The organism is Amycolatopsis sp. NPDC006125, from assembly GCF_040614195.1.
GTDB classification, from domain to species: Bacteria; Actinomycetota; Actinomycetes; order Mycobacteriales; family Pseudonocardiaceae; genus Amycolatopsis_E; species Amycolatopsis_E tucumanensis.
Genome location: NZ_JBEXTZ010000022.1, coordinates 67,074 through 81,301 on the forward strand (window position 1 = coordinate 67,074; position 14,228 = coordinate 81,301).

A 14,228-nucleotide genomic window follows, 5' to 3' on the forward strand; every position below is an offset into this window, starting at 1 on the left:
ACATGCTACGACTCCTGTTGGGCATCATGTTACCGGCCCGTAAGGTACGATGGTCCACGGTGCGCCGGGAAGTCTGGTCGGCAAGACTCGGTCCGATCGATCCCGGAGGAGCCGTCCCGTGGGCCAGCCGCGCCGCCCCGCCAGCGAATTCGTGCGTTACCTGCGCACCGAGACCACCGGCGGGATGATCCTGCTCGCCGCCACCGCGATCGCCCTGATCTGGGCGAACTCACCGATCGCCGAGTCCTACCGGGTGGTGCGCGACTTCCACGTCGGTCCACACCTGCTGCACCTCAACCTGTCGGTCGGCGACTGGGCCAAGGACGGCCTGCTCGCGCTGTTCTTCTTCGTCGCCGGGCTGGAACTCAAGCGCGAACTGGTCGTCGGCGAGTTGTCGCAGCTCAAGAAGGCCGTGCTGCCGATCATCGCCGCGGTCGGCGGGATGGTCGTCCCCGCCGTGGTCGCCCTGCTCGCCGGCGGTGGCGCGGAGGGCATGGAACGTGCGTGGGCGATCCCGACCGCGACCGACATCGCGTTCGCGCTGGGTGTGCTCGCACTCACCGCGTCGAACCTGCCGAGCAGCGCGCGCGTCTTCCTGCTGTCGCTGGCGGTCGTCGACGACCTGGGCGCGATCATCCTCATCGCCGTGTTGTTCACCACGTCCTTCAACCTGGTCGCCGCGCTGGTCGCGGTCGCCGCGCTCGCGCTGTACGCGTTCCTGCAGCACAAGCGGGTGCGGGCGTGGTGGATCTACGTGCCGCTCGCGGTCGTCGTGTGGGTCGCGGTGCACTCGGCGGGGGTGCACGCCACGATCGCCGGGGTCGCGCTCGGCCTGCTCACCCGCGTCCGGCCGGACCCGGACGAGGAGCACGCGCCGGCGATCCGGCTGGAGCACCGGCTGCAGCCGTGGTCGGCGGCCGTGGCCGTGCCGGTGTTCGCGTTGTTCGCGGCCGGTATCGCGGTCAGCGGCGACTCGCTCGGCCGCGTCTTCACCGAGCCCGTGCCGCTCGCGGTGTTCCTCGGGCTGGTCGTCGGCAAGGCGATCGGGATCTTCGGCGCCTGCTTCGCGGCGGTGAAGCTGCGGCTCGCGGAGAAGCCGCGCGGGGTCGGCTGGCGGGACATCGCGGCGTTGTCGCTGCTCGGCGGCGTCGGGTTCACGGTGTCGCTGCTGATCGCGGACCTCGCGCTGGAGGGCGAGGCGAGTGAGCTGGCCCGCACGGCGGTGCTGCTGGCCTCCGCCGTGTGCTCGCTGACCGGGGCGGCGGTGCTGCTGCGGCGCAACAAGGTACACGCCGCAGCGGAGGACTAACCGAGCCCCGTGCTGGGTCTTCTGGCACGATGACCCCCGTGAGCAGCCAGGAGCACGAACGCAACGGTCGGGATGCCCACGGGGCCGTGCCCTACATCCCGCTGAGCCCGGAGGCCGAGTCCGCCTCCGACGGCCAGTCGATCGGCAGCCTCGTCAGCCAGGCCACCCAGCACCTGTCCACGCTGGTCAGGGCCGAGGTCGAGCTGGCGAAGTCCGAGGTGATGGGCGAGGTCCGCAAGGGCGCCAAGGGCAGCGTCTTCTTCATCGTCGCCGGGGTGATCGGGCTCTACAGCTCGTTCTTCTTCTTTTTCTTCCTCGGCGAGCTGCTGTCCGAGTGGCTCAAGCGGTGGGCCGCGTTCGGCATCGTGTTCCTGCTGATGCTGCTGGTCGCGGGGCTGTTCGGCTTCCTCGGCTACCGCAAGGTCAAGAAGATCCGGGCGCCGGAACGCACCATCACCAGCGTCAAGGACACGGCCGCGGCCCTCAAGCCGCGCCGGGACGCCGTCCCCGAACACAGCTGAACCGCTCAGGCGCGACCGTGACGCCGCCCGACCCGTCCATCGTCCGGATCGACGGGTCGTGGGCGCACCGCGACGTGTCCGCGAACGGCATCCGGCTGCACGTCGCCGAGGCCGGGCACGGGCCGCTGGTGTTGTTCCTGCACGGCTTCGGGCAGTTCTGGTGGACCTGGCGGCACCAGCTCACCGCCCTCGCCGACGCTGGTTACCACGCGGTGGCGGCCGACCTGCGCGGCTACGGCGATTCGGACAAACCCCCACGCGGCTACGACGCGTGGACGCTCGCCGGTGACGTCGCCGGCCTGGTCCGCGCGCTCGGCGAACGGCAGGCGCACCTGGTCGGGCACGCGTGGGGCGGGCTGCTGGCCTGGACGGCGGCCGCGCTGCACCCGCGGGTCGTGGCGTCGGTGACGGTGCTGGGCGGCGCGCACCCGATGGCTCTGCGCAGCGCGATCGCCCGCACCGCGTTCCGGCGCAAGGGGTCCAACCAGACGCGGGCGCTGGCGCACCTGTTCCGCTTCCAGGTGCCGATGGCGCCCGAGCGGTGGCTCACCGAGGACGACGGCGCCAACCTGGAGGGCCTGCTGCGCGCCTGGTCCGGTCCACGGTGGACGGCGACGCGCGACTTCGACACCAGCGCCGCGCTGTTCCGCGAAGCGGTGCGGATCCCGGGTGTGGCGCACAGCGCGCTGGAGTACTACCGGTGGGCGTTCCGGGCCCAGTTCCGCGGCGAAGGACGCCGGTTCGCCGACGCGGTCGGCGCCCGGGTGGCGGCGCCGGTGCTGCAGATCCACGGCGCGGCGGACCCGTGCGTGCTGCCGGAGACCGCCCGGGCGTCGGCTCCGTGGCGTGGGCCGCACTCGGTGCTGGAGGAACTGGCGGACGTGGGTCACTTCCCGCAGCTGGAAGCGCCCGACGAGACGACGAAGGCGCTGCTGGACTTCCTGGCGAAGGCCTGACGCCGGGACTCGCACGGCTCGCGGGACTCGCGGCCGGAGCGCACGATCCGCACGGCCGAGCGCGGGACCAACGGCCGGGAGCGCGGGCGTCACGGGGCCAGGCGCGGGAGCGGCGTCCAGCAGCGCGGGCCTCGCGCGGCTGAGCGCGGGACCTACGTCCGGCAGCGTGAACTCGCCGGACCAATCGCAGAACTGGCGGCCGGCAGCGCGGCACTCCCGCGGCCGCGCGGAACTCGCGCCCGCGAACGCGAAATCCGCGTGACCGAGCGCGGGGCTCGCGGAGCGCGGGACTCGCACGGCCCGGCGCGGGACCTACGCAGCGCGCCCGGGAATGCGAACCCGCGCGACCGAGCGCGGATCTCGCGGCCCGGAGCGCGAAACTCGCGCGTGGGTCAGGCGGCACAAGCCCCGGTGGAGACCCGGGCGCTCAGCGACGGCGCGGATTCGATCACCGGGCGCACCTGGTTGCCGGTCAGGGTGAAGCCGGTGTCGGCGTCCTCGACGGACGCCCCGAACACCACCCCGACGACCTGGCCCTGCGGGTCGACCAGCGGGCCGCCCGAGTTGCCGCTGCGCACCTGCGCCCGCACGGTGTACACGTCGCGGCGCACGGTGCGGGAGTCGTAGATGTCCGGGCCCTGCAAGGTGATCTCGTTGCGGATGCGGGCCGGCGTCGCGCGGTACGGGCCGTCCAGCGGGTAGCCGAGGACGATCGCGCTGTCGCCCGCCTTCGCCGGCTCCGGCGCCAGGCTCAGGGGCGTCGCATCCAGGCGGGGCACGGCGAGCACCGCGACGTCCACCTCGGGGTCGAAGTACACGACCCGCGCGGGCAGCCGCCCGGCCGACGTCTCCACCGCCGTCGTCTCCGTGCCCGCCACCACGTGCGCGTTCGTCATCACCCGCTGCGGCGCGATCACGAAGCCGCTGCCCTCCAGCGTGCGCGAGCACGACTCGGCGGTGCCGCGGATCTTCAGCACGCTGCCGCGCAACTGCTGCACCACGGCGCTGTCCTGGAGCGTCGTGTCCGGCGGCGCGGTGTCGTTGATCTGGGTCTTCTGGAACGGGTCCACAATGGACGGGAACCCGGAGACGTCGAGCAGTTTCCGCAGCTCGCTGGGCAGGCCCTCGGCGGCGGGCGGCATCGCCTTGTCGACCGTGCCGAGCACCGTCGAGTTGTTGATCGCCCGCGCCAGCCCGGGCAGCGCGGCGACACCGGTCAGCGGCACCGCGATCAGCCACGCCACCACGAACACCACGACGGCCTGCACGATCGCGCCCAGCGTCTGGTCGATGCCGGTCAGCTTGTCGGTGTTGAACCGCCGCTTGACCGCGTACTTGAACCGCCGCCCCAGCCACACGCCGAGCGTCTCGCCGAGCGCGACCAGGAACACCACCGTCGCGACCGCGAAGGCGACCTTGGCAGCCGGGTTCTCGAACAGCTCGACGACCCACGGCGCGATCCGGATGCCCAGGATCGCCCCGCCGATCACGCCGACCAGCGCGGGCAACGCGATCACCACGCCCTGGCGCGCGCCGGAGACGGCCGCCACCAGCGCCAGCAGAATGACCAGGACGTCGACCCAGTTCACCGCGTCTCCTCAGTCGGTCGCGAGCAGATGATCGCGCAACGCTACGTCAAGATCCCGGACGTCGCCGCGATCCCACTCACGTGCCCAGCCGCCCAGTTCGAGCAGGACGGTCAGCAGCCCCGCGGTGAACCCCCACACGAACAGCCCGTTCACGGTGAAGGCCGGGCCCTTGTAGGCGGTCCCTGGCCGGCGCACCTGGAACCGGTTGGCCGGATCGGCCAGGTCGGCCACCGGCACCCTGGCCACCGCCGCCGTCTCCGCCGGGTCGACGGCGTGCACCGGCGACGGCGCGTGCCAGTGGGCGAGCACCGGCGTCACGGCGAACTTGGACACCGGGATGAACAGCTCCGGCAGGATCGCGACCGGCCGCACACCGGACGGGTCCACCCCGGTCTCCTCCTCGGCCTCGCGCAGGGCGGTGGCGACAACGTCGGCGTCCTCCGGGTCGGCGCCGCCGCCCGGGAAGGCCACCTGGCCCGCGTGCGAACCGAGCGTGTCCGCGCGGCGCAGCAGCAGCACGTCCGGCCCTCGCTCGCCGTGGCCGAACAGGATCAGCACCGACGCGGCGCGCGTCAACTCGTCCTCGGGCGGGGTGAAGCGGGTGAACGCGGTCGAGTCGAGCTTCCCGCTGATCTCGACCAGCGGGCGCAACCAGTCCGGCACCGACGCCGGTTCGACGAGCGGTCCCTTCACGACAGCCTCCGCACGACCTCGCGCACCTGCTCAGGATCGGTGAAGGTGCGTGGGCTTTCGATGAGGCGGACCTGCCCGTCCGCGGCGACCAGGTAGGACGCGGGCAGCGCGGGCGGCACCTTGAGGGCGCTGCGCACCGGGCCGCTCCCGCCGTCGCCGTCGAACACGGTCGGCAGCCGCACACCCAGCTCGGCGAGCAGTTCGAGGCCGTCGTCCGGCTTGCTCTGCACCTGCACGGTGAGGACCCGAACTGCGCCCGGCTCGCTCGCGTACCGCTGGAGCACGGGCAGCTCGGTCCGGCACGGCTCGCACCAGGTGGCCCACACGTTGACCAGCGTCACCTGCCCGGCGAGCGCGCTGCCCAGGTCGACGGTGGTCCCGTCGCCGAGGCATTCGGCACGGACGCCGGCGAGCTGGGCGACCTCGCCGGTGCCGGACGGGCACGGCGCCAGAGCGGCGGCGGCCCTGGCCGCGGTCAGGTCCGGGCCGGCGGCCGGGCTGTCCGAGCGGACCTGCGGCAGCACCGCGACGATCACCGCGAGCACCAGCACCCCGGCGACGAGCGCCCACCTGGTCGCCGTCGTCACCGCTTGGTCACCATCGCGAGCAGGTGGTCCCGCTCCGGGCCCTTGACCAGCTTCGCGGCCTCCTCGAACCCGGTCGGGCCCGCGCCGTAGGAGGGGCAGTCACGGGCCAGCGGGCACGCGCCGCAGGCCGGTTTGCGGGCGTGGCAGACGCGGCGGCCGTGGAAGATCACCCGGTGCGAGAGCATCGTCCACTCCTTGCGGGGGATCAGCTCGCCGATCGCGTGCTCGACCTTGACCGGGTCCTCCTCCGCGGTCCAGCCCCAGCGGCGCACCAGGCGGCCGAAGTGGGTGTCCACCGTGATCCCCGGCACGTCAAAGGCGTTGCCGAGCACGACGTTCGCGGTCTTGCGGCCGACACCGGGCAGCGTGACCAGGTCCTCCAGCTTGCCCGGCACCTCGCCGTCGAACCGCTCGACCAGCGCGGCGCCGAGGCCCATCAGCGAGTTCGCCTTCGCGCGGAAGAAGCCGGTGGGCCGGATCAGCTCCTCCAACTCGGTGCGGTCCGCGCCCGCGTAGTCGGCGGCGGTGCGGTAGCGCGCGAACAGGGCGGGGGTCACCTCGTTGACCCGCACGTCCGTGGTCTGCGCCGACAGCACGACCGCGATCAGCAACTCCAGCGGCGTGGTGAAGTCCAGCTCACAGTGTGCGTCGGGATACGCATCGGTCAGGCAACGAAGCATGCGGCGCGCGCGTCTCACGAGTGCGAGGCGGCTCTCGCCCACCCGTCGCCCGCCACCGCCCTCAACGGAAGCGCTTCGCGCTGCTGCGCTTCCTTTGCGAGGGCTGACATGAGACGCATTCGGCACACCGCTAGCCTACGGAAGCCGACACGCCGGACCCCTGACACCACCCCCTGAAGCCGTGATGAGCGAGGATCAGAACCGATGACTGTCTGGTTCGTAGTAGCGGTGCCACTCGTGATGATGTTCTTCGCCCTGGCGATGGAACGAGTGGAGAACCGGCTGCGCCACGTCGCGGTCCAGGAGGAAGAGGTCGAGGAGTTCCTGGAGCAGGCCCGGCCGAACGAGGTCAGGGCGCTGTACGGGCACGGCATCGGCCGCGCGCTGGAGCTGTTCCGGCTGCGCCGTCTCGGTGGTCGCGCGGCCAAGATGCGCCCGCGCAAGAGCCGTGGCTGAGGCCCACTGACCTCGACCGATTCAGCGAGGATTACTCTGTCCGTTCGGAGCGAGATCGCCCTCGCCCGGCCGGGCGGTGATCGGTCTGTCCTCGGCGTGCCCTGAGGCGATCTCGTCCGAACGGCCTAGACTGCACGCAAGTGATCGGCGACACGCCCCGGTTCGCGGGAACACGGTCGCCACCGACGAGGAGGCACGAGGTGGACGAGACCCTGGCCCGGGCGGGCATCTTCCAGGGGGTGGAGCCGGCCGCGGCTGAGGCGCTCGCCCAGACCCTGGAGACCGTGGAGTTCCCGCGGGGTCATGTGATCTTCTCCGAGGGTGAGCCCGGCGACAAGCTGTACATCATCCTGTCCGGCAAGGTGAAGATCGGCCGCAAGTCGGCGGACGGCCGGGAGAACCTGCTGTGGATCGCGGGCCCCTCGGACATGTTCGGCGAGCTGTCGATCTTCGACCCGGGCCCGCGCACCTCGACCGCGACGACGGTCACCGAGGTGCGGGCGGTGTCGATGGACCGGCCGTCGCTGCGGAAGTGGATCGCGAACCGGCCGGAGATCGCCGAGCAGCTGCTGCGGGTCATCGCCCGCAGGCTGCGCCGGACGAACAACATGGTCGCGGAGCTGATCTTCACCGACGTCCCCGGCCGCGTGGCGCGGGCGCTGCTGCAGCTCGCACAGCGCTTCGGCAGTCAGGAGGCCGGCATCCTGCGGGTCACGCACGACCTGACGCAGGAGGAGATCGCCCAGTACGTCGGCGCTTCGCGGGAGACCGTGAACAAGGCGCTGGCCGACTTCGCGCACCGCGGCTGGCTGCGGCTGGAAGGCAAGTCGGTGCTGATCCTGGACCCGGAGCGCCTGGCCCGCCGCGCTCGCTGACACCGGCAAAAACAAAAGAACCGGGCGCCACCCCCGACGTGGCGCACCGGTTCTTTTGCATTTCGCGCGGGCCATCCCCCGACAGACCGCGCTCCCCGCCCTCCGGTTCCGGCCCCGACCCTTTGCCGGAGGGAGCTTTATCTACTTGTCAACCTTGCCACGGCCCATACCCCGAGGTTCAAGGCCGTTCACCCCCATAGACGCGCCCGTTGCGGGTTCGTTGCGTGGGTCCGGCAAAAAGTTCGCGCCCGTTACCGAACCGAGACCTGAGCGGTAAGTAACTGGTACCCCCGTACCAATATGAGGCATACTGGTACGCGTGTCCCAGACTTCCCTCGCCGACTACCGCGCTGCCCTGACCACGCCGGGCGCGACCCGTCCGATGGTCGCGTCCATCCTCGCGCGCCTGCCGATCGCGATGATCGGCCTGTCCGCGCTCCTCTACGTGCAGCAGGAGATGGGCTCGTTCGCCGTCGCCGGGCTGGTGTCGGCGAGCTCGCTGGTCGGTGTCTCGGTGGGGTCGGTCGTGCAGGGCAGGCTGATCGACCGCTTCGGCCCGACGCGGCCGCTGCTGTCCACGGCGGCGATGTTCGCGGTGATCCTGGTGACGCTCGCGCTGGCGATCGAGGCGCACGCGGCGACCCTGGTGCTGGTCGCGCTCGCGTTCGGGATCGGGATCACCGAGCCGATGGTCGGCTCGGCGTCGCGGGCGCTGTGGGGACGCCTCGTGCCCAGTGAGGCCGCACGCAATGCGGCGTACGCCTATGAGGCGATCAGCATGGAGGTGTTCTTCATCCTCGGGCCCGGCCTGGCCGGCCTGCTGGTCGCCGCGCCGTGGCCGGGCACCGGGATGGTCGCGGGCGGCGCGTGCATGGTGGCCGGCGCGGTGTTGTTCGCGCTGAGCCCGGCCGTGCGGGCGTGGGGACCGGCCGGACGGACGCACCACTCGCTGCTGGGCGCGCTGAGCAGCCCCGGCATGCGGACACTCGCGCTGGCCGCGCTCGGGTTCGGCGTGGTGATCGGGTTCGTCGAGGTCGCCGTGCCCGCCGCGGCCACCGAGGCCGGGTCGCCTGCGCTCGGCGGCGTGCTGCTGTCGGTGTGGTCGGTCAGCTCGGTCGCGTTCGGCGTGGCCTACAGCCTGCGGCCGTGGCCGCGGGAGATGCCGTTGCGGCTGCCGGTGCTGCTGGCCGGGTTCGGCGTGCTCGTGGCGCTGCTGGCCTGGCCGTCGACGCTGTGGGGCCTCGCGATCGCGATGCTCGCCGCGGGCGCCCTGATCACCCCGCAGTCGGCGACGCACTCGGCCGCGATCGAACTGGTCGCCCCGAAGGGCACCGCGGCCGAGGCGTTCGGCTGGGTGCTGACCGCGGTGACGCTGGGGCTCGCGTTCGGGCAGTCGATCAGCGGCTACCTGGTCGAGCACGCCGGCCCGTCGGCGGCGTTCCTCGCGGCGACCGCGGCGGCGCTGGTGATCGCCGCGGTGGTGTACCTGCTGCGCGGCACGGTCAAGGCACCGCGCGAGCAGGTGCTGGTGTCCTAGAGCGCCGTGACCTGAGACGTTGCGGATGCTCAGGGGGGTAAGGCTGCCAGGGCGTAGGCGAATTCGGAGCAGGGTGCGGCTTCGCCGTTCGTCCAGGGACAGCCGGGTTTGGTGAACCGGCGGCGGCACCCGATGACGACACAGGACACGGCCGACGGTGGGGGCCACCAGCCCGAGCTGCCCGGCGAGAAACACCGCACCCCGATGGCACCGCTGCTCGTCCACGACCTCACGAGTCACGACGCCTAGAGCGCCGTCGAGCGGCTGACCTCTTCCCACGTGTCGAGGTCGGCGCGCAGTGCGGCGTGCTTGCGGCGCAAGGCCTCCACCGCGTCCGCGCCCAGCGCGAGTCGCAGTGGGGGCTTTTCGGCGTCCAGCACCCGCACGATCGCCTGCGCGGCCTTCGCCGGGTCGCCGGGTTGCGTGCCGTCCATGGTGTCCACCGCGGCTCGGGTCGGCAGGTCGCGGTAGGCCTCGATCTCCCGCGACCGGTGCATCCGCGCGCCGCCGAACTCGGTGCGGAACGCGCCCGGCTCGACGATCAGCACCCGGACCCCGAACGGCTCGACCTCCGCGGCCAGCGCCTCGGACATCCCCTCCAGCGCGAACTTCGCCGCGCAGTAGGCGCCGAACCCGGGCATCGACAGCTGCCCGCCAATCGAGCTGATCTGCACGATCGCGCCGCTGCCCTGCTCACGCAGGTGCGGCACCACCGCCTTGGTGACCGCGACCGCGCCGAAGAACATGACCTCCATCACCGACCGCAACTCGTCCATCGTGAACTCCTCGACCGCGCCGACCGACCCGTGACCGGCGTTGTTCACCACGACGTCGATGCGGCCGAACTCGCGCAGCGTCGCCCGCACGGCCTCCGCCACCTGTGCCGGGTCCGTCACGTCGAGCGCGTGCGTGCGCACCCGGTCGCCGGCGAGGTCGGCCAGCTGCTCGGGCCGCCGCGCGGTCGCCATCACCCTGTCCCCGGCCGCCACCGCCGCGCGGACCAGCTCCCGCCCGAAACCCGCGGAGCACCCGGTGATCAGCCAAACCCGTTCCGTCCTCGTCATGCCACCAGCCTCACCAAGATCACCCGGAGCGTCCAACACGCGTTTCCGCCCGCGGCTACAGTCAACACCTGTGAGGCTTCCCGAGCTGCGACAACTGCGGTACTTCGTCGCGGTCGCCGACGAGCTGAGTTTCACCGCCGCCGCCAGGCGGCTCGGGATCGCGCAGCAGTCGCTGTCGCAGCAGATCACCGTGCTGGAGCGCAGCCTCGGCGCCCGCCTGCTCGACCGGGACAGCCGCGGCACCCGCCTCACCGACCTCGGACGGCAGTTCCTGCCGGAGGCGAAGGCGGTGCTGGACCGCGCCGAACAGGCCGTGACGACCCTCGCCAGGGCCGGGCGCGGCGAGGTGGGCGAGCTGACGGTGGCCTTCCTCGCGAGCACCGCGAACTACCTGCTGCCGCCGGTCGTGCGGGCCTTCCGCGAGCGCTATCCGGACGTGCGGCTGACCACCGAGGACACCTCGGTCGCCACCCTCGTCGACGGGCTGCGCGACGGCCGATACGACGCCGCGTTCAGCCGTCCGCCGCTGGTGGACGGGCTCGCCGCGCGCACGCTGGCCGTCGAGGAGGTGTGCGCCGTCCTGCCGGAGGGCCACCCGCTGGCCGATCGCGCGTCGCTGACGCTCGCCGACCTCGCGGACGAGCCGTGGGTGCTCACCGAGCGCGGTTCGTGGCCGCCGTGGCACCGCAAGTACGACGAGGACTTCCGGCGGGCCGGCTACGAGCCGAACGTCGTCCAGCGGGCCGGCAGCGTGCAGAACCTGCTCGGCCTGGTGGCCGCCGGGGTGGGGGTGTCCCGGCTGGCCCGCTCGGCGCACAGCCTGCGCCGCACCGGGGTGGTGTTCGTGCCGCTGGCCGGTGAGCAGGCCTCCACGCAGGTGCTGTGGCTGCCGGACGCGGACAAGCCGGCCCTGCGCCGCCTGCTCGAAGTGGTCACCGAGCTGGCGGCGCGGACCGACCTCACGCAGTCCGGTTAGAGCGGATTTCGAAGCGGCGGAGCCGCTTGGAGTGGGCCGTGCGCTGACACCGCCGCGGGTCTGAACGGGCAGAGCCGCGCGGAGCGCGTCCGTTGAGGGTGGCGGTGGGCGACGGGTGGGAGGTTCCTGGCGAGGACAGCGCCGACGTGGTGTATCGGCATACATGAGAAGGCGATCCCACAGCCAGGGGCCGCCTCAGGTTCCGCCACCCGCACCGCCACGCAAGCCGCGTCAACCTCTCCTGAGGTACTCCAGCTGCGCCTTGACGCTGTGCTCGGCCGGCGCCCAGAGCGCCCGGTCGACGTCGGCGTAGACGACCTCCACCACCTGCCGCGCGGTGGCGTCCGCGCCCAGCTTGTCCAGCGCCGCCCGGACCTGGTCCAGCCGCTGCTCGCGGTGGTCCAGGTACTCCTGCGCGATCACCCGCAGGTCGGCCATCTCCGGGCCGTGGCCGGGCAGCGTGAGCAGCCCGGACGGCAGGTCGACCAGCCGCCGCAGGGAGTCCAGGTAGGAGCCGAGGTCGGTGAGCACCGTGGTGCCGCGACCGAGGATCGTGTCGCCGGTCAGGACCTGGTCCCCGACGCGCAGGCACACCGAGTCGTCGGTGTGGCCGGGCGTGTGCAGGACCTCGATGTCCAGGCCCGCCGCGGAGATCACGTCACCGTCGGCGAACGGGTCCGCGTCCCGGCACAGGGCCGCGTCGAAGGCCCGCACCGGCGCCTGCACCCGCTCGGCCAGCCACGGCGCGCCCTCGGTGTGGTCGGGATGGTGGTGGGTGAGCAGGATCATCGCGACCGGGCCCTGCTCGGTGAGCAGCGGCAGGTGATCGAGGTCCTCGTACCCGGGGTCCACGATCACGCACTCGGCCGAGCCGGGCGCCCGCAGGATCCAGGTGTTCGTGCCGTCCAGCGTCATCGTGGACGGGTTGTTCTCCAGCACGACAGCCGCGGAAGGCGAGACCTCGCGGCGCACGCCGTAGGCGGGGTGGCTCATTCCGCGACCACCCGGATCACGTCGCCCTCGCGGATCAGCTTCGGGATGATCGCCTCGACCGTCCGCTCCGCGGCCAGCGCCTCCGCGGCGGTGCCGAACGAGGCCAGCTCGGTGAGCGTGTGCCAGGTCGGCGGCATCAGCATGCTGCGGCCTGCCTCGGCGTCGGCCAGCGCGTCGGCAGGCCGCCACCAGCCGGACGACTCCGCCTCGGTGGTCTTGCCGTCGGCGTCCTGTCCCGCGGGCAGGATCGCGGCGAAGAAGCGGGTGTCGTAGCGGCGCTTCTCCTGCACCGGGGTGATCCAGTGCGCCCACGGGCGGAGCAGGTCGGAGCGCAGGGTCAGCCCCTCGCGAGCCAGGAAGTCGGCCAGCGACAGCTCCCGCGACACCAGCTCGTCCCGCGCGCCCGCGTACCGGGCGGTGTCGGTGACGACCTCGTCCGCGGTGCCTGCCAGCAGCACCCCGGACTCCTCGAAGGTCTCCCGCACCGCCGCGCACACCAGGGCGCGCGCGACCTGCTCGGTCCCGTTGAACCAGCCGGCCCAGTCCGCGGCGGGCGGACCGGCCCAGGCGATCGTCGCGTCGGCGTCGCGCTGGTCCACCCCGCCACCGGGGAAGACCGTCATGCCCGCGGCGAACGCCATCGCCGCCACGCGCCGCTGGAGGAAGACTTCGAGACCGTTCACGCCGTCCCGCAGCAACAGCACCGTCGCCGCGTCGCGGGGCACGGCCGGTTCGGCCGGCTCCGCGACGGAGAAGTTCATGCTCCCCGGGATCCGGAAATCAAGTTGCACCACATGACGCAACTTACGTGGGAATCACGAGCCGGAGAAGCCGTCGACCCAGCGCGGGTCGTCCTCGGACCGGCTCGAACCGTTCGCCCGCACCTTGGCGGCCTCGGCGCGCTCCCGCTCGGCGAGCTCGGCGTGCAGCTCACGCAGGAGCTGGCGGTCGCGCTCGGACAGCTGCGGGTCGTTGAGGTCGAGCTCCGGGATCTCGATCACTTCACCCGGGCCGATCGTCGCCGAGGCCACGGCTCTGGGCTTCTCGCCGTCCTCCGCCGCCAGCTGCGCCCGCAGCTGGGCGACCTCCTCGGACGTCATGTCCATCGTGTTCTCCACGCGGCTGGGCTCGGGGCCCTCCTCGCGCGGCTTGAACACGTGACCCGGCCCGCTCGGGGACGCGACGACCTCGGTGGGCTCGGTTTCCGCTGCCGCTTCGGTGGTGGTGGTCTCCTCCGCGGCCGGAGGTTCGGGCTCCTCGGGCTCGTCCCCGGCCGCGACCGTGGCGTGCGCCACGTGACGGCCGGAGCCCTGGCGCTGCGCCGGCGCCGTGGGAGCGGACGACGGGACGGCCCCGCCGGAGAGCCACACCGCGGTGGCCGCGGTGAGCGCCTGCTCGTGGTAGCGGGAGCGCTCGGTGGACGGCCCGGTGACCTCGACGACCGACCGGATCCCGGCGCGCCGCAGAGCGGCGTCGATGCGGTACGCGGCGGCAGGCGGGTTGCCCTCCGGGCCGATCTCGACGAGCACCACGCGCTGCGGCAGCGGGCCCGGCACGCTGCCGGCCGGGGTGTTGCGCCACACCGCGTGCACCGACCGCAGGTCCGGCAGCACCTGCAGGGTGCGGTCGAGCGCGTCGGCGATGCCGTGCTCGGGCTGGTTGTCACCGGTGAAGCGGTGCAGGACGCCGGTCTCGGCCTCCGGGTCGTTCACCACCAGCTGGTCGGCGAGCGTCGCGTCGGACCGCGTCAGCTCCAGCACGAGTGCCAGCTCGTGCCGCTCCGCCTCGCGGACCGGCAGCCTGCCCGCGATCAGCGCGCCCGTGGTCAGCTCGGCGGCCTCGTCGAGGCGCGCTCGCGCGATCAGCTCGCGCGCCTCCGACAGCAGGCTGTCGTCCAGGCGTCCTGCCAGACCCAGCAACAGGTTGTGCAGGCGCAACGGCACCGCGAACCCGTCGCCCGCGATCCCGTCGTGGACGTCCACCATCTGACTT

Annotated in this window: 15 protein-coding genes; 7 read left to right on the top strand and 8 right to left on the bottom strand. The window is 72.6% G+C overall.

The window, feature by feature from the left end; translation table 11 throughout:
* The first annotated feature begins 49 nt into the window (after positions 1–49).
* Genes nhaA through ABZ193_RS14030 form a run of 3 tightly spaced genes read left to right on the top strand, consistent with a single transcriptional unit; the run spans position 50 to position 2,786 of the window.
* Positions 50–1,309 (top strand): Na+/H+ antiporter NhaA, encoded by a 1,260-nt coding sequence (nhaA, locus tag ABZ193_RS14020; protein WP_237340178.1) that lies wholly within the window; start codon positions 50–52, stop codon positions 1,307–1,309.
* 38 nt (positions 1,310–1,347) lie between these two features.
* Positions 1,348–1,830, top strand: a complete 483-nt coding sequence (locus tag ABZ193_RS14025; protein ID WP_020420325.1) for a phage holin family protein — start codon at positions 1,348–1,350, stop codon at positions 1,828–1,830.
* A 17-nt stretch (positions 1,831–1,847) separates the two neighbouring features.
* Positions 1,848–2,786, top strand: coding sequence for an alpha/beta hydrolase (locus tag ABZ193_RS14030; protein ID WP_020420324.1), 939 nt, complete (start codon positions 1,848–1,850; stop codon positions 2,784–2,786).
* Positions 2,787–3,178: 392 nt separating this feature from the next.
* On the opposite strand, the gene ABZ193_RS14035 is transcribed toward ABZ193_RS14030, so the two are convergent.
* From ABZ193_RS14035 to nth, 4 genes are read right to left on the bottom strand one after another with little or no spacing between them, the layout of a single operon-like run.
* A complete protein-coding gene (locus tag ABZ193_RS14035; protein ID WP_020420323.1) occupies positions 3,179–4,375 on the bottom strand; it encodes a MarP family serine protease in 1,197 nt (398 codons plus the stop codon).
* Between the two features lie 9 nt (positions 4,376–4,384).
* On the bottom strand, positions 4,385–5,068 hold the full coding sequence (locus tag ABZ193_RS14040) for a CoA pyrophosphatase (RefSeq protein WP_020420322.1): 684 nt from the start codon (positions 5,066–5,068) through the stop codon (positions 4,385–4,387).
* On the bottom strand, positions 5,065–5,655 hold the full coding sequence (locus tag ABZ193_RS14045; protein WP_020420321.1) for a TlpA disulfide reductase family protein: 591 nt from the start codon (positions 5,653–5,655) through the stop codon (positions 5,065–5,067). Before ABZ193_RS14045 ends, ABZ193_RS14040 begins: the two co-directional genes overlap by 4 nt.
* Positions 5,652–6,335, bottom strand: coding sequence for an endonuclease III (gene nth / locus ABZ193_RS14050; protein WP_020420320.1), 684 nt, complete (start codon positions 6,333–6,335; stop codon positions 5,652–5,654). Before nth ends, ABZ193_RS14045 begins: the two co-directional genes overlap by 4 nt.
* Positions 6,336–6,539: 204 nt before the next feature.
* Between nth and ABZ193_RS14055 the strand changes: the two genes are divergently transcribed.
* The 3 genes from ABZ193_RS14055 (at position 6,540) to ABZ193_RS14065 (ending at position 9,203) form a co-directional block, all read left to right on the top strand.
* Positions 6,540–6,791: a hypothetical protein gene (locus ABZ193_RS14055; RefSeq protein WP_026153595.1), complete on the top strand. Its 252-nt coding sequence runs from the start codon at positions 6,540–6,542 to the stop codon at positions 6,789–6,791.
* Positions 6,792–6,991: 200 nt separating this feature from the next.
* Positions 6,992–7,666, top strand: coding sequence for a Crp/Fnr family transcriptional regulator (locus ABZ193_RS14060; protein WP_017985500.1), 675 nt, complete (start codon positions 6,992–6,994; stop codon positions 7,664–7,666).
* Between the two features lie 319 nt (positions 7,667–7,985).
* Positions 7,986–9,203 (top strand): MFS transporter, encoded by a 1,218-nt coding sequence (locus ABZ193_RS14065; RefSeq protein ID WP_237340181.1) that lies wholly within the window; start codon positions 7,986–7,988, stop codon positions 9,201–9,203.
* Between the two features lie 245 nt (positions 9,204–9,448).
* On the opposite strand, the gene ABZ193_RS14070 is transcribed toward ABZ193_RS14065, so the two are convergent.
* The gene (locus tag ABZ193_RS14070) at positions 9,449–10,267 is read right to left on the bottom strand and encodes an oxidoreductase (RefSeq protein WP_237340085.1); all 819 of its coding nucleotides are present in this window, start codon (positions 10,265–10,267) and stop codon (positions 9,449–9,451) included.
* A gap of 70 nt (positions 10,268–10,337) precedes the next feature.
* Here ABZ193_RS14070 and ABZ193_RS14075 point away from each other — a divergent pair, with 70 nt between their 5' ends.
* Positions 10,338–11,243 carry a LysR family transcriptional regulator gene (locus tag ABZ193_RS14075; protein WP_020420317.1) on the top strand — a complete coding sequence of 302 codons (906 nt, stop codon included), beginning with the start codon at positions 10,338–10,340 and terminating at the stop codon, positions 11,241–11,243.
* Between the two features lie 231 nt (positions 11,244–11,474).
* Here ABZ193_RS14075 and ABZ193_RS14080 read toward each other — a convergent pair whose 3' ends face one another.
* The 3 genes from ABZ193_RS14080 to ABZ193_RS14090 are packed head-to-tail and all read right to left on the bottom strand — an operon-like array spanning position 11,475 to position 14,221.
* A complete protein-coding gene (locus ABZ193_RS14080; RefSeq protein ID WP_237340086.1) occupies positions 11,475–12,236 on the bottom strand; it encodes an MBL fold metallo-hydrolase in 762 nt (253 codons plus the stop codon).
* A complete protein-coding gene (locus ABZ193_RS14085; protein WP_354710103.1) occupies positions 12,233–12,997 on the bottom strand; it encodes an NUDIX hydrolase in 765 nt (254 codons plus the stop codon). The genes ABZ193_RS14080 and ABZ193_RS14085 overlap by 4 nt, the downstream gene beginning before the upstream one ends.
* 54 nt (positions 12,998–13,051) lie before the next feature.
* Positions 13,052–14,221 (bottom strand): hypothetical protein, encoded by a 1,170-nt coding sequence (locus tag ABZ193_RS14090; RefSeq protein ID WP_020420314.1) that lies wholly within the window; start codon positions 14,219–14,221, stop codon positions 13,052–13,054.
* Positions 14,222–14,228 lie beyond the last annotated feature (7 nt).